This window comes from Pantoea allii, from assembly GCF_046529425.1.
GTDB classification, from domain to species: domain Bacteria; phylum Pseudomonadota; class Gammaproteobacteria; order Enterobacterales; family Enterobacteriaceae; genus Pantoea; species Pantoea allii.
In genome coordinates this window covers 3,405,424-3,425,977 of sequence record NZ_CP125958.1, presented here as the reverse complement: position 1 = coordinate 3,425,977, position 20,554 = coordinate 3,405,424, and the positions used below count along the sequence as shown (strand labels likewise).

The 20,554-nt window shown below is 49.7% G+C and carries 16 protein-coding genes and 1 pseudogene; 5 read left to right on the top strand and 12 right to left on the bottom strand.

Annotated features, from left to right (window positions below):
* Positions 1-62 precede the first annotated feature (62 nt).
* Positions 63-1,643, top strand: coding sequence for an ArnT family glycosyltransferase (locus tag QNH99_RS16255; protein ID WP_410516926.1), 1,581 nt, complete (start codon positions 63-65; stop codon positions 1,641-1,643).
* A 78-nt stretch (positions 1,644-1,721) separates the two neighbouring features.
* Here the strand turns inward: QNH99_RS16255 and QNH99_RS16250 are convergent, their stop codons facing one another.
* The 8 genes and pseudogenes from QNH99_RS16250 to QNH99_RS16215 all read right to left on the bottom strand — a co-directional run bounded on the left by QNH99_RS16250 (position 1,722) and on the right by QNH99_RS16215 (position 11,335).
* Positions 1,722-2,165: an ECs1072 family phage-associated protein gene (locus QNH99_RS16250; protein ID WP_063878706.1), complete on the bottom strand. Its 444-nt coding sequence runs from the start codon at positions 2,163-2,165 to the stop codon at positions 1,722-1,724.
* 966 nt (positions 2,166-3,131) lie between these two features.
* A complete protein-coding gene (locus QNH99_RS16245) occupies positions 3,132-4,283 on the bottom strand; it encodes a glycosyltransferase family 9 protein (protein ID WP_410516925.1) in 1,152 nt (383 codons plus the stop codon).
* A gap of 590 nt (positions 4,284-4,873) precedes the next feature.
* Positions 4,874-5,305 carry a hypothetical protein gene (locus tag QNH99_RS16240; protein WP_410516924.1) on the bottom strand — a complete coding sequence of 144 codons (432 nt, stop codon included), beginning with the start codon at positions 5,303-5,305 and terminating at the stop codon, positions 4,874-4,876.
* Positions 5,274-5,866 (bottom strand): annotated as a pseudogene (locus QNH99_RS16235) (HNH/endonuclease VII fold putative polymorphic toxin); the annotation flags it as partial. The gene QNH99_RS16240 and the pseudogene QNH99_RS16235, both read right to left, overlap by 32 nt.
* Positions 5,867-5,986: 120 nt before the next feature.
* A complete protein-coding gene (locus QNH99_RS16230) occupies positions 5,987-6,376 on the bottom strand; it encodes an Imm50 family immunity protein (RefSeq protein ID WP_410516923.1) in 390 nt (129 codons plus the stop codon).
* Between the two features lie 9 nt (positions 6,377-6,385).
* Complete coding sequence (locus tag QNH99_RS16225) at positions 6,386-10,579, bottom strand: RHS repeat-associated core domain-containing protein (protein ID WP_410516922.1); 4,194 nt, start codon at positions 10,577-10,579, stop codon at positions 6,386-6,388.
* A gap of 17 nt (positions 10,580-10,596) precedes the next feature.
* Positions 10,597-11,034: a DcrB-related protein gene (locus QNH99_RS16220; RefSeq protein WP_063878709.1), complete on the bottom strand. Its 438-nt coding sequence runs from the start codon at positions 11,032-11,034 to the stop codon at positions 10,597-10,599.
* Between the two features lie 154 nt (positions 11,035-11,188).
* Positions 11,189-11,335, bottom strand: coding sequence for a hypothetical protein (locus QNH99_RS16215; RefSeq protein ID WP_410516921.1), 147 nt, complete (start codon positions 11,333-11,335; stop codon positions 11,189-11,191).
* Between the two features lie 507 nt (positions 11,336-11,842).
* On the opposite strand from QNH99_RS16215, the gene QNH99_RS16210 reads away from it, so the two are divergent.
* From QNH99_RS16210 to QNH99_RS16195, 4 genes are all read left to right on the top strand, one after another.
* Positions 11,843-13,471 carry an ABC transporter substrate-binding protein gene (locus tag QNH99_RS16210; protein WP_410516920.1) on the top strand — a complete coding sequence of 543 codons (1,629 nt, stop codon included), beginning with the start codon at positions 11,843-11,845 and terminating at the stop codon, positions 13,469-13,471.
* A gap of 353 nt (positions 13,472-13,824) precedes the next feature.
* Positions 13,825-14,811 carry a hypothetical protein gene (locus tag QNH99_RS16205; RefSeq protein ID WP_410516919.1) on the top strand — a complete coding sequence of 329 codons (987 nt, stop codon included), beginning with the start codon at positions 13,825-13,827 and terminating at the stop codon, positions 14,809-14,811.
* 105 nt (positions 14,812-14,916) lie between these two features.
* Entirely contained in the window at positions 14,917-15,186 is a 270-nt protein-coding gene (locus tag QNH99_RS16200; protein WP_109717138.1) for a hypothetical protein, read from the top strand.
* Between the two features lie 298 nt (positions 15,187-15,484).
* Positions 15,485-16,183, top strand: a complete 699-nt coding sequence (locus tag QNH99_RS16195) for a DUF1868 domain-containing protein (RefSeq protein WP_109717139.1) — start codon at positions 15,485-15,487, stop codon at positions 16,181-16,183.
* Between the two features lie 158 nt (positions 16,184-16,341).
* Here the strand turns inward: QNH99_RS16195 and QNH99_RS16190 are convergent, their stop codons facing one another.
* The 4 genes from QNH99_RS16190 to QNH99_RS16175 form a co-directional block, all read right to left on the bottom strand.
* Positions 16,342-16,752, bottom strand: coding sequence for a hypothetical protein (locus QNH99_RS16190; protein WP_063878714.1), 411 nt, complete (start codon positions 16,750-16,752; stop codon positions 16,342-16,344).
* Between the two features lie 641 nt (positions 16,753-17,393).
* Complete coding sequence (locus tag QNH99_RS16185) at positions 17,394-19,004, bottom strand: FAD-NAD(P)-binding protein (protein ID WP_063881122.1); 1,611 nt, start codon at positions 19,002-19,004, stop codon at positions 17,394-17,396.
* Positions 19,005-19,271: 267 nt separating this feature from the next.
* A complete protein-coding gene (locus tag QNH99_RS16180) occupies positions 19,272-19,442 on the bottom strand; it encodes a hypothetical protein (protein WP_164484306.1) in 171 nt (56 codons plus the stop codon).
* Positions 19,443-19,936: 494 nt separating this feature from the next.
* Entirely contained in the window at positions 19,937-20,494 is a 558-nt protein-coding gene (locus QNH99_RS16175) for a GNAT family N-acetyltransferase (RefSeq protein ID WP_109717140.1), read from the bottom strand.
* Between the last annotated feature and the right edge of the window lie 60 nt (positions 20,495-20,554).

Here is a 20,554-nt window from a genome sequence, read left to right as displayed (position 1 = left end):
CTTACATATACCCGACCCGGCCTTTTTTACCTGCATCTCAGCAAATCTCACTCCTGTTGTGCATGGTTGTCTTCACCTGCTGGCTACTACCGGGGCTTGTGGGTCATGAGCCGTGGAAGCCGGATGAGGCTTATACCTTTGGGCTAATCCGTCATATTGCCCAAACCGGTGACTGGGTAGTACCTACGCTGGCGGGCGAACCCTTTATGGAAAAGCCGCCGCTCTATTTCATTGTGGCCTCGTTCTTCCTCCGGCTGTTTAGTCCACTACTGGGCGAACCGGATGCAGCACGTCTGACAACGGGCCTGTTTATCTTAATCACCTGTTACGCCATCGCGCTGACGTCCCGGGAGCTCTTTGGCAGGGGAGCGGGCCGCTGGGCGGTGCTTATTCTGTTTGCCTGTGTCGGTTTTCCTGTCCGGGCTCATCAGATGATTACGGACACTGCTTTGCTGGCAGGCGGTGCAATTGGCATTTACGGTTTCGTTTTGGGAATTCGCCGCCACATGTTGGGTGGAACGATACTGGGCGTTGGCGCAGCCATCATGTTCCTGTCTAAAGGGCTTCTCGGCCCCGGCATTCTTGGGCTGACAGCGCTGGCGCTACCTTTGCTGAATGCAGAATGTCGTAGCAGACGCTATGCCATATTTTGTGCCATCGCGGTGCTGGTCTTCTGCCCGCTGGTTGCGCCGTGGTTATATGCGCTCTGGATGCGTTCAGAAAAACTGTTTTCAACCTGGCTGCTGGTGAATAACGTTGGCCGTTTCGATGGCACCGCTAAACTTGGCCCCAAAGCGAAACACTTTTTTTACTTCAAACTGCTTCCCTGGTACGCCTTTCCTGCATTGCCGATGGCTTCATGGTGGCTCTGGCGCACATGGAAAACCGGCATTAGTGCCCCTGCGAAGGTGCCGGTAACGTTTTTTTCTGCCGGTTTCGTTACGTTGTCAGTCGCTTCCGATGCGCGTGAGCTTTACGCCATGCCGCTGCTTCTGCCGCTGGTCATACTGGCCGTTGGAGCCTGCCAGCAGAAAAGCACCTGGACAGAAAAGTTACGGCCCTGGGCACTTGGACTATTCTGCCTGCTCCCTGTGGTCATGTGGGGGGCAGGGATCATCCTGATGACTGGCTGGCCTGCACCGTTGTGGAACAAATGGGTCTTGCACGGCGCACCTGGCTTCACGCCGCAGCTCTCTCCGGTGATGCTTATCGTGGCATTACTGGCAACGCTGATGCTCAGTGGGCTGGTGTTGCTTAACCGCACCTGTCGGCAATGTCCCTTAGCTGTTTTTACCAGCTGCATCACGCTGTGCTGGGTTTTAGCCATGACATTGGGCATGCCGTACCTGGATTATACTAAGCGCTATTCTGATGTGTTTATCCCGTTGCGGACCTGGTTACCGAAGGACGAGTGTGTGGCAAGCAAGCACCTTGGCGAGCCGCAGCGAGCTTTACTGGAATATTATGACGGGCTGATAACCTTACGAGAAGGGAAGCACAGAGGTGCTTATCGTTGTCACTGGCTGCTGGTGCAGCATGATAAAAAGCATCCTGAAGAGTATGTCGACGGAACATTGGTCTGGCAGGGAGAAAGGCCTGCGGATAATGAAGAGAACTACCAGTTTTACCGACTGAACAGGTAAACCGAAATATTACGGACTTAACGCGCCTGCATTCATCCTGCAGGCGCTGTTAATATTCCACACTGGCGCTATCGTCATTCAGGGGAGTGAAAGATGAACTTCATTTTCCTTTGGCGCCCAGTCTCTGTCCGAGAATTCATCAACAGAATGGGAAACATTGCGCAGCCCCTGGGTGCCAAGGAAGTTTTTGACGCCTTCCTGAAGGTTACCGTCTCGGAAAAGTTCGGCAATAACAAATAGCGCATCGGAAAGTGACAGCGTTCTGATTTGAGCAGGTAGCCAGTTTGTACGCGTAAAGATCAGGTGATAAAGCGCCTCCTCTCCTGATAAAGGAAAATAGCGCGTACCAAATTGTTTGCGGTGTTTGTCCAGAATGATTTCAAGAATGAATATTTGAGCCGTACGTTGTCTGATCTGATTAACAAAAACATTTTCGGAATTGCCCATATCCAGCGTCGTGGCATCGTTGTTCTGCTTGACGCGCGTCTCAATAGCATTCCAGAGATTGTCATACTGATTCATAGCTTACCTTGTCCGAAAGTGTCGTTATCATAACAACGTTAGCAGAAGGAACTCGTGCGGCAAAGGTTGCAAGCATAATCAGGCGCTTTTGGCCGTAAAAAACAGTATTGGGTTTTACCGCCTCAGTGCCGCTGCGTAGTGCCCTGCAAAGTCGGGCTGTGCAGTATGACGTTTTTATGAAGCGGAGAAAGCAAATAGCAGAGCTTACGTTTGATGCAGTGAAAACAAAAATGGCCACAAAGGGCCATGTCGAGGAATTCAGACGCGATTAATGCAACACACCGGCAGTGGTTAAACAAAGTGTGCAAAACGCAACGCTGAATGCAGAGAAACCCACCAGACCAAGAACGACGAAACCGAAATTTCTCATATCGACCTCCACCGTGTCCAGGTGACACAGCCAAATCATAGGGCTGGCGGGTAAAAAAGTACATACTGTTAATAAAGACATAGAAAATACTGCTGTGACATTCATTAAATGGCTACATTTTTTTGCGTACTTAGGCGCGATATAAATGTTGGCGGTGCTTTTAAAATCTTTTTTTATTGATCATCTCATCAGTAAAAGGAACAGATCATGCTTTTATATTGTGACCAGGATTGACTGACGGTAACCACAGCGAGTCTTTTCGCACGGCATTCACGTTGTTTAACGTGCGTCGCCCTGGCACTGTCTCGTTAATGTGATTGCCGTAACGCGCTTACCATACCGATGATGAACAGAATACATCAGGATGAAGTGCAGTTTATGAGCATAAAATCACGCAATATCATAATAAGGTAGATTATGAATTATTGTTGATCTGACAGGAATGGTTGTAAATAACCATTGCCTGTCAGACTCTGTGGGCTGAGTTCATGATACCTCATACATGCAATAGTGGTTGGTGTGCATGATGGGATAAGACTATGTTCTAGTTGATTATTAACGTAAGGTTTGTTAGGCGCAGGTTTGTATTTTTTCCCTTAGCACGGTATTAAGCCTCTTTTCTTTATTTCATCGATAATAAGATTCGGTACTATATCAACATCAGATAACTTTCTATTGTTAATAATAATTTGACTTGCGTTTTTATATCCAGGGCCCCATAATTCATTATTGTCGCCTACATTTTTGTAAACAGAAATAAGTGGTTTTTTCCATGCTGCTGAAATGTGCACAATTGCAGTATCTGGAGATATTATCATATCTGCCTCGCGAATTAATGCCATGACGTGATGCAGAGATGAAAATGGGTTAATAACGACATTTTCAGGGAGGGGGATGTTGAGTTCATTCTTGTGGTCTAGAATAATTATTTTAATGTCGTTTGACATTTTTTTAAGCATGTCTAATGTTTTAGCTAGTTGGTCTTGTGATAAATTTCTTTCCGGACTTCCAGTGAAAGCATTGATGATTATTTTTGAATCCCCTTCAGAGGTGTTAAAATAATTATTAATTTCACTAAGAATAAAATCTGGAATGTGTAAATCATATGCGCGGCTATCTATAAAACCCAATTTCATTTTATCTGCAACCATAGAAATAGCTTTCGTCACATGCTCTTTATCATTTTTGAATGAGATTGACTTACTGTAATGATTGATGCAATTCCATTTATTAAATCCAAGAATGTTTTTTGGCTTTATGTCATGAAAAAGCTTCATACGATGAACTGGGGTTTCAAACAAACAAAGATCAACCACTAAATCATAATTCTTTTTCTTCATTAACTGGATGGTGGAATCTGGAACAGTATGATTAAAATCTTTCAGGAACACTGCATTACTACAATCATTTGCCTCATAAACATCCTTAACATATGGATTGTACTTAACAGCTAAACTGCTTTTTTTTGTTAATAATAAATCCACAGTATAACCTGCTTCATAAAGGCATTTTATCAATGGAGTTGTTACTACAACGTCTCCAACTGTTCCTTCATTACGCAAAAGAAGTACGGTTTTGACTAACGTAACATCGAATAATTCTTTTTTGTATTTATCCCATATAAGCTTAGCAATATAGACTTTTGTGTCAATTTTTAATTGTTTTATATAGTAATTTTTCCGTCTGTTCCATTGTCTTAATTTTTTAAAACGGCCATTTTTAATGGTAATTTCTAAATTTTTACTCATAGTAGCCTCTATTCTTTCTATGAAGAGATTTAAAGTTTATACTTTTTTAATGAGGCGATATATTAGCGGAAAACGAAAGCAAGATCAAAAAGAACACTAAGTTATCAATGCTCAACCTCTGCGGATCTGCGCAATCCAAAGGGTTCTGCGCATACCGATACAGGTTGACATCTATATGGGATTTTTTCCATATTTCAATTGATTTCCGACTAAAAAACAGCAAGTAAATTTTTTTTTACGAGATTATCAAGGTTTACTCTATGTGCTTAACTACTTAAGTCTTATAAATAATCGGCTTCTCTATCATAGTCTAATTTTCCGAAAGTTCCTGCATTTAAACTAAAAATTTCATCATTGTTTTTATAGATGAAATATCCAGCGTCTCTATTCCTCTCAATTTAATATAATTCAGAGGGGTTGGCTTATTCAGGTAAAGTTTTTCATATGCATTAAATAGTTGTCATACATGCATTTTTATTTTATTTGGCTCTTAAGCTATCACTGGTGCTTAATGATAGGGCCATAGTGTTGATTCATTGTTATTTCAGCCTTCCTTTTAGCTTTCCTAAGGCGTCCTTGCGGCTGACCCCTTATAAGATGTCTTCTTGTTCTAAGTATGTAGTACAATTTTGAAAAGTTAAAATATCGACGGAAAAGAATAGTTCATGATGAAGGCCAGTTTGCTGTAAGTCATATACGCTACCATTTTTATTTATTGATAAATGAGCGTATTCTATTTTACTCCATTTTTTTATGTTAACAATATCACCCTTTCCACCTAAAGCATGTATGACAATTACATTGTAATCAACACCCCACTTTCCCCATTTGGCTATTTCAAATGCCGGTTTCTGTTTGGTATGAATGTTTACTGCAAGGCGGCCTCCTAACTCGAGTGATAGTTTTCCAATAAGAACATTACTTTCAATTCCATCAGGGAATATTTTTTTTAAAAAATTATTGTAACTAATTAAATCTATTAGGTTCATGTTAATTACTCCACGGGAAATTATAGTGGCCATGCGTTCCAGGAAAGTTTCCGGCATCTGGCCTTTCAATGGTTCGGGTATTAAAGTGAGGTTCTGCACCATGTCCAGGAGTGGCTTTTTGGTGGCCTAAACTGTGCTCCTGTATCAACACAGTTTTATTGTCTTTGTTTTCAAAATGATATTCTCGCGTTCTTATCGGCAGATTATCTTTGCCGATTACTACATTGCCGTTACCATCCCTTAATTCAGGCCGCAGAATTTTAGTTGGTTGCTGATTATTTGGTATTCCAGCATCCCTTTTAGCTTGCCTAAACGCATCTCTGCGACTGATACCTTCATAAGATGTCTTTTTGTTTGGTTTACTGCAATTAATCAATACCAGCGGATATCGTCCCGCTAATGGGTTACCTCAAGCAGCGCTCCATTGAGATCGATATTGAACCACAACACATCGCCCCGGCCGCCGTCTGCCATATGATCAATGCGCGCCAGCGGGCTCCGGGCCTCGTTGGGATCGTACACATAGGTCTGGCACTGGCCGTTATCCTGCTGCTCCTGTAACAGACGATAGCCCTGCCAGAGGAAACGGATTTCTTTAATATTTTTGTTATTAGTTTAGTTCAGCAATGGTGTGTCAATTTTGACCGATGATTGTCTTTTAATAACGAAATGTTCGCTTGAAAAAGGAAGCCAGCAGCCTTGCTGGCTTCCTTTTTAGTCCCATCGTTCATCTATATATGGTGTGATACTTTCAATTGTTAAGAACTTTGATTTGCAATAAAAATCGAGCTCGTTATTTTTTATTTTTATTTCTGAATAATTTTCAAAGGACTTTATTTCCGGGGAGCAAAAGAAGCCGATTCTAGAACCAGTGGCATTTAAATGGATAACATCTCCAAAGTTAATCACCAGACTAAGTGCATTGAATCCATCCTTCTTCCATTTTTCAGGATGTTTTTTCGGTATTTCCTTACAAAAGAAATGAATTTTTAAGTCTGAAAAGCGCTCCAATGAAAAACTTGAAATTTCTATATTTTGAATTTTTAATTCATTATCAAACATAAATTGAATTTTTTCTTTACCTATCGCATTTTTAAACCACATAGAAATACCTTATGGGAAATTATAGTGACCATGAGTACCAGGAACTGAACCGGTATTCAAGTTGTCAAGAGGCCTAAGATTAAAATGAGGTTCAGCTCCATGACCAGAAGTAGCCTTGGTATGTCCTAAACTATGTTCTTGCAGAAAGACGGACTGACCTCTTTTGTCAACAAATTCGTATTGCCTTGTTTTTATTGGCTGCCCAGTACTATCTAATAATTTTTTACCACTCCCATCTAGTAGGTCGGGTCTTGTGATAGAGTTAGGATGTTGATTCATTGGTATTCCAGCATCCCTTTTAGCTTGCCTAAACGCATCTCTGCGACTGATACCTTCATAAGATGTCTTTTTGTTTGGAGCACCGCAATTGCTCAACCCCAGCGGATCCACCCAGCTCAGCGGGTTCGGCGCATACTGATACAGGTTCCAGCCGCCTTCCAGCCCTATCGGGTCCTGAACCGTGAACCGTCCCACCTGCGGGTCGTAATAGCGAAACAGATTGTAGTGTAGACCGGTTTCGCTGTCCGCATACTGGCCCGCATAGCGCAGCGGCTGATGGGGCAGGGCAGACTGTTTCGTCAGCCGGGTAAAGCCCTCTGTCTGTTGGCGCACTTCACCAAAGCTGCCGTACTGGCCGCTCCAGCGGATGTCGCCGCGTTCATCGGTTACCTCCAGCGGTGCCCCGTTGAGATCGGTATTGAACCACAACATATCGCCCCGGCCGCCGTCTGCCATATGATCGATGCGCGCCAGCGGGCTCCAGGCCTCGTTGGGATCGTACACATAGGTCTGGCACTGGCCGTTATCCTGCTGCTCCTGCAACAGACGATAGCCCTGCCAGAGGAAACGGGTTTCTTTGCGATCGTGCCGGCTTCTGACTACTTTGCGGGTGCGTCTGCCCAGCGCATCGTAATGATAGTGTGCGGTAAATTCGCCGTCCGGACCATTGCCTTTGGCGGTGATGAGCCGGTTTTCGGCATCATAGGTAAAATGCTGCTCATGCAGGCCGCTACGGCGACGGACCAGGTTGCCCCAGCCGTCATATTTCATAAACAGATTATGCCAATGATGCAGCCGGTTGTCGGTAACCGGCAACGCGTGCAGTGCATCGTCGTTTGCCGCCAGGTTGTCCGCGTTATCGTAAGCAAAATGCGACGTGCTGTGGCCCTGTCTGGCTTCATAGTGCTTCAGCAGGCGGCCTTCATCATCGTAACCATAGATAATGTCGCCGCGCAGCGTATCACTGACAGACTCCAGTTCACTGCGTGCCGAATAGCGGAAAGCGCGTTCCAGAATGGCTTTTTCCGGCAGCACCACCTGGCTATGCAATTCACTGCGCTGCATCGTGCGCCTGCCAAGACTGTCGTACTGGCGCGCCTGCTCCCTTGCGCCCTGACTGCGGCGAATTTCCCGGTGCAGACGGTCGCGGGTAAATTCACTGACCAGTTGCTGATTAAAGCGGATGGCGCTGACATGGCCAGAGCCATAGTGCAGCCAGGCAAGCTGCTGTTCCCCCGGCAGGGTCAGATGAGTGAGGTTGCCGAGGGCATCCCATTCGTAATCCAGTTTTCCGTTTATACCGGACTCGGATAATAACTGGCCTGCTGCGTCATAGGTGAAGGCGATTTCATCCTCTTCGATACCGAGTGCGATCCCCTCTGCGGTCGGGGTACGAACCAGGCCGGCGAGCTGTCCGCTCCGGTGGCGGCGATAGTGGTATTCGGCATGCTGCGTCGTGCGTCCGGTCATCAGGCCGCTGTCGTCGTAGCGAAAGTGCTGCCAGCGACGGGCTGCGCCACCATCGAGAGCGGGCTTGCCGTTTTCCTGTAAACCGCTGAGAAAACCCTGCACGTTCCATTCCAGATTACGCGAGGTTTTATCGGGTCGGATTTCACTCAATGGACGACCGAGCGGATCGCAGGTAAATCGGTATTCACCGCCGTTGCCGTTTTCCAGACGGAGCACATTGCCACGTGCATCATAATGCCAGCGACGTGTGCGACCAATCCGGTCTGTCAGGCTCACCGGTAAACCCAGCGCGTTATAGGTCCAGCGCACCTCGGCTTCCAGCGGATCGCGCCACGCGCTGAGCTGCCCCTGGTGATTCCAGTGCAGGGTTTCACGGCTGCCGTCCGGATGAATGATGGCGCACAGTTGGCCGCTGTCATTCCATTCGCGCGCTGTAACATGGCCTTCAGCATCTACGCTGCGGATAAGCTGACCAAATCGGTCATAGCTGAACGTCGTTACGCTGCCGGAGCAGTCGGTACGCCGTGTCAGCAGCCCTTGCCGGTTCCATTCCAGCTTTACCACGCCGCCCGTTGCATCGATGATGCTGTCTGGCAGCACTTCTGTGTCATCAGGATAGTGATAGGTGGTGATGTTATTGAGCGCATCAGTTTCACTGAGCAGGCGAACGTTAAGATCGTAAGCCGCCTGGGTAGCAGTAAGATCGGGATAATCGGTACGGAGGATACGATCGGTCATGCGGAACCAGTGCCGGGTGGTTCGTCGTCCAACCGGGTCGATCTCCTGCGTCATGCGACCATAGCGGTCCCAGTTGCTGCAGCGCATAGCCCCGCCGGGCAGAATGACATCGCACAGCTCGCCCGCGCGATAAACCAGCATTGTCTGGCGACCATCGAAATCGGTAAAGCGGGCGACGTTATCGTCATCGTCGATCAACCAGTGCGCCTCAACGCCGTCATCACGCCGCGCGCGTCGGGTGCCATTATCAAAATCGTACTCAAAATCCATCTGCTCGCCGCCGCTGTGACGGAAGGCCACCACACGGGGCAAACCATCAATTGTCTGCCAGCGATACTCACTCAGCAGGCCGTTTGTATCCTCATGAGCGACCATCAGGCCGTCGCGCCACTGGAAGCGTCGACGCACGCTACCGCCCCGGCCCGTTACCGTAACGAGCTGGCCCATATCGTCATAAGCGTAACTGACCAGACAAATTTCGTCATCCAGCCAGGCTCCGCTAAGCCTGTTATCGGCATAGCGACATACCACGCGCTGACTGGCGCTGTCTGTCAGCGCGTTCAACGTATGATCGGGGTTCCAGTCAAAGGTTATCTGGTTGCCGCTGGGGTCGGTGAGGCAAAGGGGAAGAGAGGGGCCTTCGTCGGGCAATGGCATAAAATGCCAGCGCTCGCCGCTGATGTCATACAGCGACCAGCTGTCGTCACGGTGATGTTCCAGCCAGCGTTTTTCCGCTTCGCAGTAAGTCCGCTGTCCCTTTGGTACCCGAGGGAAAGAGACGTAATCGCCGGAGGGCGCGCGCCAGACCAGCCCGTCCTGATAGTGCTCCAGCCGGGTTTCCCAGAACAGGTTCCAGCCACGGCCCAATATGCTGTCGCCGGGATTACCGCTGCGCCAGTAACGCTGCCAGCTAACGGGCAGCCGGGAAGGGAGCACAAAATCCAGCTCATCGTCGCCGCTGAGAAATTTCTGGCCGCTGACAATATCCACCGGGCGGGCAACAATACCTGCGGCCGCCACACCGGTCATCAAGGCACCAGCACGGCAGGCCACTCGGGCGATTTTGTTGATGCCGGGAATCTTGCTCAGTAATTTACCCAGCGCCCCGACCTTGCCTGCTGCACCGCCCACGCCACCGGCCAGGCCGGCAAACAGCAGAGTGAGGTCCGATGCTTTATAGGCCCATTCAGGCACTTCGGGCTTGATGGGGAGCGTTTGCTCAGGTTCGCCGCCGATGTAGACGTTGTCAGAGCCCGTCATCACTTTTGCATCGCAGGTGGTGCGATCGTCGATACGTGCTGCAGGCAGGCCGTTGATATAAACCCGGGAGGAACCTTCCGCCATCTGCTGCGGACCATCGTCCGAGCAGGCCACTATGCTGTTGGTGGCCATGGCGGCAGGTTTACTGTTAACAAACACGTTGGGTGAGCCGGTAGTAATCGTGCCTTTTTTGGTCATGCTGGCCGCGCCGGCATCCGCTATCCCATCCCGGGCGGCGGTAGCCAGTTCTCCGGTGAGATAACCCACGCCGATGCTGAGCCCAACCAACAATACGCCAACACCGAGACAGGATGCGCCTATGCCGGCGACCATCAATGCACCCGCCGCAATACCGCCTGCCGCAGCGATCAATCCACCGACGAGGGTACCCGCAATCATGCCTGCCAGCGCATGAGAGTGACCGATATCATCGCCGAGGCGTGCAGCTTCAAACAAGATGATTGCCCTTGTCGTTAAGCGTTAAAGCGAAAACTTTTAAGCAGCGTTTGAAACTGTGCCTGATCTGCGTCACTGATGGCGGACATGGAGGTCATGGTAAAGACCAGCACTTTGTGATTATCCGGCGTGAAGACCGACTGCTGTTGCCAGGTGCGTTTGCCGTCACGCAAAAAATTAGCGTGCACGCATTCGCCTTTAAGCAGATCGTCACCCAGTACGGCAGGGCCGCGTTCAGTCTGTTTCCATCCCTTAATGTGTTTTTGCATCAGCGTTAACTGACGATCGATGTACGCAGGCAGCGCTTCACCGTCGGCGAGCGTATCGCGTGAGAGAGTAAAAGCGGGGGCGTTGGCAGCAGAAGCGGTGAAAGCATTAACCGTGCGGTCCTGATAATCCTCAGGCAGTGTGATTTGACCTTCCGTAAACAGACAAGCGATGTTTGAGCCTGACATCGTACACATTCCTTATCCTTAAGATGTGCTCAAGTTTGTCATGAAAAGCGGGGAATCTCCAGCAAAGGCAAGGGCGGGAAGAGGGCCTGGCTGGAATGTCAGAATAATCCTTATCGGCAAAGGGATAATGGCCTCATGGCGAGGCCATTATGGGTTACCTGTGCGGACCGCCGCCAGGACCGCCACCGCCACTTGGTCCCATCTGTCCCGGGCCGCCGCCGGGTCCCCAGTATGGCCAGATGCAGCCCGACAGGGCAGAAACACTTGCTAACGCGATAACGAACAGAATCACTTTTTTCATACGGGCTCCTGATTGATGTGAATGACTCTATCAGGCCCTGCCTGTACAAGTATGTGGCGGATGAAAAAGGCTCGGCAGGATAACGTAAAAGTTTCGTTAACCTACGTGTGCGGGGCGCAGACCGACAGCCAACTTGTTTTATCTGCCTGTGTTGCGGGCTTTATCTCATGAAGGTCAGGGCAAGCTGTTAGCGGTGTTGCCCATCATCTTATAACCAGACCACGGCGTGTATTACCGCAGGCCGCCCTTATTTGTCCCGGTGCACATATTTGTCCCAGTGCACAAAACAGATGCACCCGTGAGGCGGAGTAACGCAATCCAGGGTTCACCGCGGCGTCACATTTGAGCGGTGACGTGCTTCTTTGCATCAGAAGTGTGCACCGCTACGCGGTTTTAGTCGCGAACCGACCGCAGACTGGCATGGCACAAACCCTCGCCCCTGGCCCACAAATTGCAATGGTCGTGGTACGAAGTCACATTATCACTTAGCAAAAAGGAATCAGACGAATGTCCGTGAGCCGTTTATATGTTGCCCGCCTGTGTTTACCTGCAATTTTTACGAGTTTGTCGTTCTCTTCGGTGGCCTTTGGGGCAAATTTACCCAATGGCGTGGCGCTGGCCCCTGTGCAGGAGATCGTGCGGGGCAACGGTGATGAGCCTTCAACTCTGGATGTCGATAAAGCCGAAACCAATGATGCCTTTGCTGTGATTAACGATCTGTTTGAAGGGTTGGTGCGGACAGACCCTGAGGGCAAAATCATGCCAGGACTGGCGAGTTCGTGGGAAACGACCGACAACAAAGTCTGGACCTTTCATCTTCGCCCTGATCTGACATGGTCAGACGGATCGCCTCTCACCGCCGAAGATGTCGTCTTCAGCTGGCGTCGTCTGACCGATCCAAAAACCGCCTCGCCTTATGCGTCTTTTGCTAACTATGCGCACATCCTTAATGCCGATGCGGTAACGGGCGGTAAAAGCCCGTCTGACAGCCTGGGCGTAAAAGCGTTAGACGCTCACACCGTGCAGGTCACCCTGGATCAACCGGTATCCTATTTTCTGCAGTTTGTTGCGCATCCTTCCCTGTTCCCGGTCAGCGAAAACAATATTAAAAAGTTTGGCGATGCCTGGATCAGACCGGGCAACATGGTCAGCAGCGGGGCGTATAAACTGGATCAGTGGGTGGTAAATGAAAAAATTACGCTGACCCGTAACGATCGTTACTGGGATAACGCCCATACCGTAATTAACCGGGTGACGTTTTTACCCATTCACGACGTTTCAGCCGAGCTTAACCGCTACCTGGCTGGCGGTATTACGATTACGGAGAATATTCCCGCCATTGATTTTGCGCGGATGAAAAAAGAGCGGCCCAAAGAGGTTCACAGCACGGCTGTTTATAGCGTGTTCTACTTTCAAATTAATACGCATAAACCGCCCTTTACCGATGCTCGCGTGCGTCAGGCGCTGGATTTGGCACTGGATAAAGGCATCATCGCCGATAAAGTCATTGGCATGGGACAGAAAGCGGCTTATACCGTTCTCCCTCTGTCCATGGGGGAGGTCACGCTGTCGCCGCCTGAGTGGGCCGGCTGGACGCAGGCGCAGCGGGTAAAAAAAGCGCAGACGCTGCTCAGTGAAGCCGGTTTCTCCGCCAGTCATCCTCTGAGTTTTACTCTGCTCTACAACACCAATCAGGATAACCAACGTATCGCTATTGCCGCGGCCTCGATGTGGGGGAAAACATTAGGTGCAAAGGTCACTCTGCAAAACCAGGAATGGAAAACCATGTTAGATACCATGCATCAGCGACAATATGATCTGGTGCGTTACACCTGGATTGGTGACTACAGTGAGCCCTCTACCTTTTTAAATACCTTCCGCAGTGGCGACAGCCAAAATAGCTCAGGCTATGCCAGCACAGGGTTTGATGCGGCCGTAAAAGCCGCGGGGATGGATACCGATCCCCATGCTGTAACCCAGGACTACCAGAAAGCCAGCGACATTATCGCGAAAGATACGCCGGTCATACCGGTTTTCTATGGTGCGCTCAACAAGTTGGTCAATCCAAAGGTCGGCGGTTATGCACCCTCACACCTGGGGTTCTACTACACCAAGGACCTTTATCTTGTTAAGTAAGGCTGGTCGCTCCTCGCCCTTATCCGGACGGCGCTTTTAACTCATCAGGGGCCAGATTCTGGCCCTTGATCGCCTGGTGCAATCTCCGGCCTTTCCTGCCAGCGCCGTAAAACGCCCTTCCACCACGCAGTCAACGCACATTTTCGCCCAGCTAAATCCCACCGGTTGAAACTCGCTTGCAAAAGGTAACGACTGGAAATGTTCTTCTGTTTTAAAACTGCATGCGGAAATGGGATGTTATGCGCTGAGGTAAATCAATGACCCGATCCACCTTGAATAAACTGCACGCATAAAACATCTGTGACCGGGTGCCTTGCCCAGTAATATCCCCACGCACTTATTGAAGGTAAAAAATGGAAAAACCATTTTTTAAGAAGCAGATAGTTGACTCTTCCAGCGCTGAGTGCGGTGAAACGCTGTCCCCGTGGGTGCTTTTACTCCGGCGAAACTGGGTGTCTTTTGTACTGGGAAGTATGACCGTGATCTGCTTCGTGCAAAGCCACCCGCTGCACGCGCGGCTGGCGGCGGCAACGCATGCCACGCTGCCACGACCACCTACTTCCAGCGCAGCGTCAGATGCCACGCTGAGCCAGAGCCAGGCTGCGCTCACCACAGCTTCACTTGAGCTTGCCTCTGCCCAGGCTAAACTGGCGGCGGAAAAGATTCGGCTGGTCAGTGCGCAGCTAAAGCTTGAACAGAGCAGCCTGCTTCAGGACATCGATCATACCCAACAACTCGCGTTTCAGCAGGTCAGCGACAGCCGTTTCCAGCAAGCCATGCTGAATGGTCAACTTGCGCAGCTGGCAGAGCAAATTAAAATTGAATCGGCGCAAATCGGTATGGCTCAAAAGCTGGTCAACAAATGGCGGCCGTTGTTAGCAAAGGGGTACATCTCCACGCTTCAGTTTGAGCAGGAGCAATCGACCGTATGGGGTTATGAGAGCCAGTACCGTGCGCTGTTACAGCAGCAGTATGGTGCCCGCCAGCAGTTAAGCGTATTGAACGATCAACAGCTTCAAATACCCCTGGCGACCGCCGTTAAGCTCAACGTTATGCGCCGCCAGCTGGCGCAGGTGGATGAGAGCCTTTCACAAAATGAAAGCACCCTGCAGCAGGCGCTTTATACGCCTTCTGAGGATTCGGTAAAATCCATTCCCGCGAAAGCGGGCGCGGGTGAATCCGCCAATCCGCAAAACACTATCACTGGATTAACATCCGGTAAGCCCGTCGCTGTAACGCCCAGAGATAATCATGCCGAACCGCATTTTCAAAGAGTAAATGCCCAGGCCGGTAATACCTTCAGCAGTGGGCATCATTCGGTCTCAGCGCATAATGTGTAATCCGGTTCAGGCTGGTGGCTGACGCACAGGGGAAGAATATGTATTTACACCATCAGCCCGGCAGGATAGCCTCATTTCTCACCTCCCTTTCAGGCGAATCGTAAAATGCCCGATTACTGTTTCTATCAAAAAGGTCAGCACACCGTTGTTCTGGAAAGAAATGATGCGGACGGCGCTTATCTGCTGGAAGAAAAGGGCTATGAAAAACAATTTGAAGAGGTGAGTGCGATTAACAGCAATCAGGCGCTTAACCGCTTTGCTGATATTCGCCGGAGTAATCGCCATGACCATTACGACTTCTTCTCGGGCGCTATCGCTATGCCACTGATGGGCGTGCTAACCGCAATTGCTGTTTTTCTGTTACGGAAAAAATAGTCAGGACGTCGATAGCGCTGGGCGGTGATGGCATGACATCCCGTTTTGTTTTTTGCCTGCTCTGGGTTAACCCCCGCTCGCTGTCCTGAACCCGTGCGTTTAAAACCACGCCTTGCTTACCCCCTCCTGTTCCACCGGCACTGCTGTCTGATAACGGTCATGATCGCGCGGTATCCTGAAGATGGGGAGCCATAAAGAGCGTTGTGGCCTCACGTCATAACATCGCCTGTGGCCATGCCAGTCCAGACATTAAAACGCCACAGATAAGCGTTCACGATCATGCGCGGGAGCCTAAATCATGTCAGAAGTGCTGGAGCAGGAAGGGTGGAAAGAGAATGCCATCGGTGAAAAGTTTAACGCTAACGGTGAGGTACTGCCTTTCAGAGGAAACACGCTGATTTGTCATCTGGCCCAGGACAGTGAGATGGTTGGTGTAACTGGCGAAATGGTGGACGCGATGAAAGCCGCAGGATTGGGTCGCTGTTATGCGTTTCTGCCGCCGTCGAGCTATCACATGACGGTGTTTAATGGTGCCAACGATCGGGCACGGTATCATCCGGCCTGGCCACAAGATCTCAATCTTGATGTTTCGATGGATGAGTGCGATCGGCTGTTTGCCGCAAAACTGGCAGATTTCAGGCTAACATCTTCTTTACCTTTGCAGATGCGCATTGGCGGAATTGGGTTAAAGCAAGGTGTTTCCCTGTCGCTGGCGCCGTTGGACCCGGCGGAAAATAGCAAAATACGTTCACTCCGGGACGCGCTCAGCAGCACACTACACTGCAGACGAAGCAATCACCATGTCTACGAGTTTCATATTAGCGTGTCCTACCTCATCCACAAACCGGTCGATGAGGAGCTCTGCCTGCTGCAGATGTTAAGAGCAACGTATCTGGAAAAACTGATGCGGGTTTCCCCGGTTATTAAGCTGGGCGCGCCTGAGTTTTGTACGTTCCGGGATATGTTGGGTTACAGGCCGTTGGTGAGGCTGGAATAATCAAGAGTTCTCTTAGCTGCTAAGAGGCTAACATTGCGGCACAGCACTGATTAAATCCGCGTGAAAATTATATAAAATGATTTTTTTATAGATTATTTAAAAGGCTTAAGTTTAAAAAAATCCGCGAGTCGCCTCAATAAGACAGCTCGCGGAATATATTAATTTGAAACTTTATCTGCTTGTATGGTTGCACTACCTGTATTGTCAACGCAGTTATCGTCTGTCACAAACGCCATAAAGGTTGCGGTAGTAGGCACGTTGACGGTGATGGGCGCGCTACCAACGGTGGTGCCCCAGCGAGCATTACCTAAACCGCCTTGTAAATAGACGGAGCTGATTTGGCAGCCATCGCTTAATGAACCATTTGCACAACTCATGTTATTTGAGAGCAAGGACATAGTATAGGTACCCGGTTGCAACTGAAACTGTAATGCGGTACCTGATTGCACCCTGACGTTACTTAATGGCGGGTAGATGCAGTGATCTTTTGCATTAATTGTAAATGATGCAGCCTGGCTGCCAAAAGAAAATAGGGATAATAGTAATAAGGCATTAATTTTGGTTTTCATACAAAATATCCTTGTTTCAATGTCAGGTGAAGTTTTATGAAGCCAACTCGGTTTTCAATTTTCTGATAATGATCTTCGTAAATAATGTGGATGATTTTTTCTGTTAAGCCTCTCTGGTTTAGTGAGGAGTAAGAGTGACTCTAACTGTTTCCGTTCGAGAGCGTGAATGAGCAATGCTTACGTACGTACCACCAGGCTTAACGGTCAATTGATCTGAGGGAATCGAGAGAAATGCGTGAGCATAAGGTAAAGAGAAGGGTAAAAGCTGGGGCTGCTAATAAGGCTTAAGCTCAACACAGGGAAGGTGGCCCGTCTCACTACATTTTATTCGCCATGAGGCGAATGCCGGGGCCGGCTATTCAGTATATAAGCTATGAATTCCGTCACGGTGATGACAGCCTCCAGGAGCATTGTTTTACTATTTGTTGTATCAGACCGATTCACACATCAGACCTGATAGCGTGCGGCTAAACATACGCGTTAAAGGGCCAGGCGCAGCTAAGTTGAATTCTCGTTAGCGGGCATATCTTTTCATAGCGATATGCCCGTATCCGAAAGCTTATGTAAAAGCAGTACAAGGCATGAAGCGGTCAACCAGAAATTGCACGGCAAAATGACTGTCTGTATCGCAAACACTGTGCTCAAAGTTCAACATACGCCAGCCGTTTCCGCGAGCGCGAGGGCGTTTCAACGATTGCACTGGCAATGGCCGCCCCGATATCGGCACAGACCGTCAGCCCCTGCACAAAGGGCTGGTCATGCATCAAATAGGGCAATGCGGCAAAGGCGATACGTCCCCGGGCGGAAGCGGGAGACAGCAAGGTATAATCATCACCCACATCAGGAATCTCATCGCCGCAGCGCTGGATCTGCTGTTTCAGTGTGGCAAATGGCAGATCTTTAGTTTTGAGCGCCTTCTGTCCTCGCGCATCAATAAACACGTCAAACGTGAGCTGTTGCTCCCCGGTAACAATGCGCGTTTTCGTCTGCTGCCTTTGCAGTTCATACTCCTCGCCGAGTGCAAGGATGCTGATAATGCCGGCTTCGCGTAGTGCCAGCAACCGACGGATCGACTGTGAAGGAATCGCCGCGTAGTTATCGATAAACACTTTGGCGAGGCCGCCTGAAAAGCGTTTACTGTCACTTTCGTTAAGAAAGGGAACGATTTCCTCAACCACTTCGTGCAACCGCAGAATGGTATAGCGCCACGGCACGGTTCGCCTGTCGCGTTTATTGCGTTCAACTTCATTCAGATTGGTGCTGGCCCAGTGGAAAGGGTCCTGCTTCTGTCGGTTGGCAAACCAGGCTTCCGGAAAACGGTCGACATCAAGCGTTTTCAACGCAATCGCTTCACTCCACGCAGGTGCCGCCTCTTCAAGCTCTTTCACCATCAGCGCAAACACCCGATCGAGCAATCCCTCTGCGCCCGCAGCAATCGCGTCGTCGATGGCGCTCTCTGTTACCACGTTCAGCGGCTCATAGGGAATCGGGCAATAGAAGTCGGCCTCCGGCAGAATGCCCGAGCGAGACATCAGGACGATCTTCAGCGCCTCATGGCCTTTATCCAGCGTAAAGGTGATCTCTTCATCATCGGCTTCCACAAACTCACCATGCTGGATCGCCACGGCCATGGCGGCATCAATGCCGCTCAGCGAGGTGCCCATAATGCCGACATCACAGGCCGGTATTCTGGCCTCCATCAGACCAGACCAGGGGCTGGGGAAATAGGTGCGGGTAGACGCACTGTCGTCCGGCCAGACGTGACCTGTTGCGATCACCACCTGATCAAAAGTTTCAGGTGAGTCTTCGCCCTGCGTCCAGAGTTTTACCCCTGCATCGGTCGCCTCAAGATCGGTGACCTGACAACGCTCATGGATTTTTACCTCAAAGCCTTGCTCTGTGGCGCGGGAAACCAGTGTCAGAAACTGGTCGCGGAAATACTCGCCAAGCAGGATACGCGGCAGAAACTGGCGAATATGCAGAGCGCCGGGATCGACATTATATCGCCTGAGATGGCTGTCACTCTGGGCGCGCAGCCAGTCGATATAGGTCATAAACACCGGGGGAATTTCGATACTGGCGATGTTTGCCAGCATCATCCGGGAGTTCTCTTCATCGCTGTAAGGCATGCCGACGCCGGCCTCGTCGCCTTGTTCATAAACGGAAATGGCAAGCGGCACGTTATGGCCCAGAAGTGAATAAAACGTGTAAATGCCGGTTGGCCCGGCACCGATTATCGCGATCTTTTTCATCGATGTTCGCACCTTGTTATTGTTATGGGGTTCGGCCGCAGGCTGTGTTTTGCGCATGCTGCAGGAAAGGCGACGCATTCATGCACGTTTTTCTCCTCGCCGGTATCAACAAGTTTACTCGACTATTCCAGAACTGCGCGGGCTAAGGATAGGTGTGAAAACTAAGCGCAGCGGCTGCCAGGCATCGAGCGTGGCAAGTTGGACGAAGAGAAAAGGTAAGCTGAAATTAAAGTGGGAAAGAAAAAACCGGCTCAGGGCCGGATTTTCTTAAGACTGTGGTTGGCCTACCGGCCCTTTGCCTAATGGCCCGCCGGGAACGGATTGTCCGCTTGGCGCGTGAGGACGACCATCATTACCTATGGCACCGCTTTCCTGCTGGCAACCTGACATGACGAGCAGGCTGGAGATGATGAATAAACCGGCAAATACGCTTTTCATGGCTTTCCTCTTGAGCATTAAAGGGAGAATAAAATGACCTCTTAAGCCTGGTTTGTATTTCCGCGAAGTCAATGCGGCGATGGCTGTCTGTGTTGAAGACGGCAAACGCAGGCCGCATCGCGAATCCCGCATTACAGCGTTCGAGGATGTCGGCAGCAGAATCCGGGCTCAGGCAAAGGAAGGACGGGAAAATCAGCCTGATTTCGCGCGCCGCTTAGTTCAAGCGTTGAATCTGCTCAGCCTCACCCGAATAGCGGGTCAGATTGCCTTAGCACGACGATGATCCGGTATGAAAAATGGCATTGCGGGGAGGATACAGAAAATATGCGCCATAGCGTGCAGCAGAAGGGTTATGTAAGGATCAGTTAAGACGCGACCAGGCTGTCCGCCAGCGCGTTAAGGTTAACCAGACGGCACCGCGTTGTCCGTTTTAAGCCAGGAGAAAGAATGCCTGATGACTCATCGGCTATTTGATGTGGCTGAACTGACTATGCTCAGTTAATAGGGTTCAGACCATTATTTTCAAGCCATTCAGGGCGAAGAATACCCATCGCCACGCGATCGGAGCGCTTATTATCACGATAAACGGCCTGCCTGATCACGCCTTCTTTAACAAACCCATTCCTTTCATAAAGACTCAGCGCATGAGCATTACAGGAAATGACTTCCAGACTCAGACGATGCAAATTGAGTTCCATAAAGGCATAACGCATGATTAATTTCAGGCCTTCATCAGCAAAACCCTGTCCGCGATCTTTTGCCTGTCCAATCCCCATTGCCAGGCTTGCCTGCTGATTATTCCATTCAATACTGTGCAATGTGACAAATCCAATCAGGCGGTCATCGGCCTTTGTTCTGATATGAAAATAAAAATCGTTGTCAGCGGGAAGCATGATTTTGGCCAGTTTCTCTGCAGAAAGCGGAAAAGCAGGCTCTGTATCTACGTTGCGAAGATAGACATCGTCCTGATACCACAATGCCATGGTGTCGATATCTTCCGCTCTGGGTGCGCAAATTCGAATACGCGCTGCCGAAAAAAGCCTGTTTTCCATCGGGTAGTCGCCGCTTATTTCAGGATGTCAGCACTATATCATTGGGCGATCGTTTAAAAA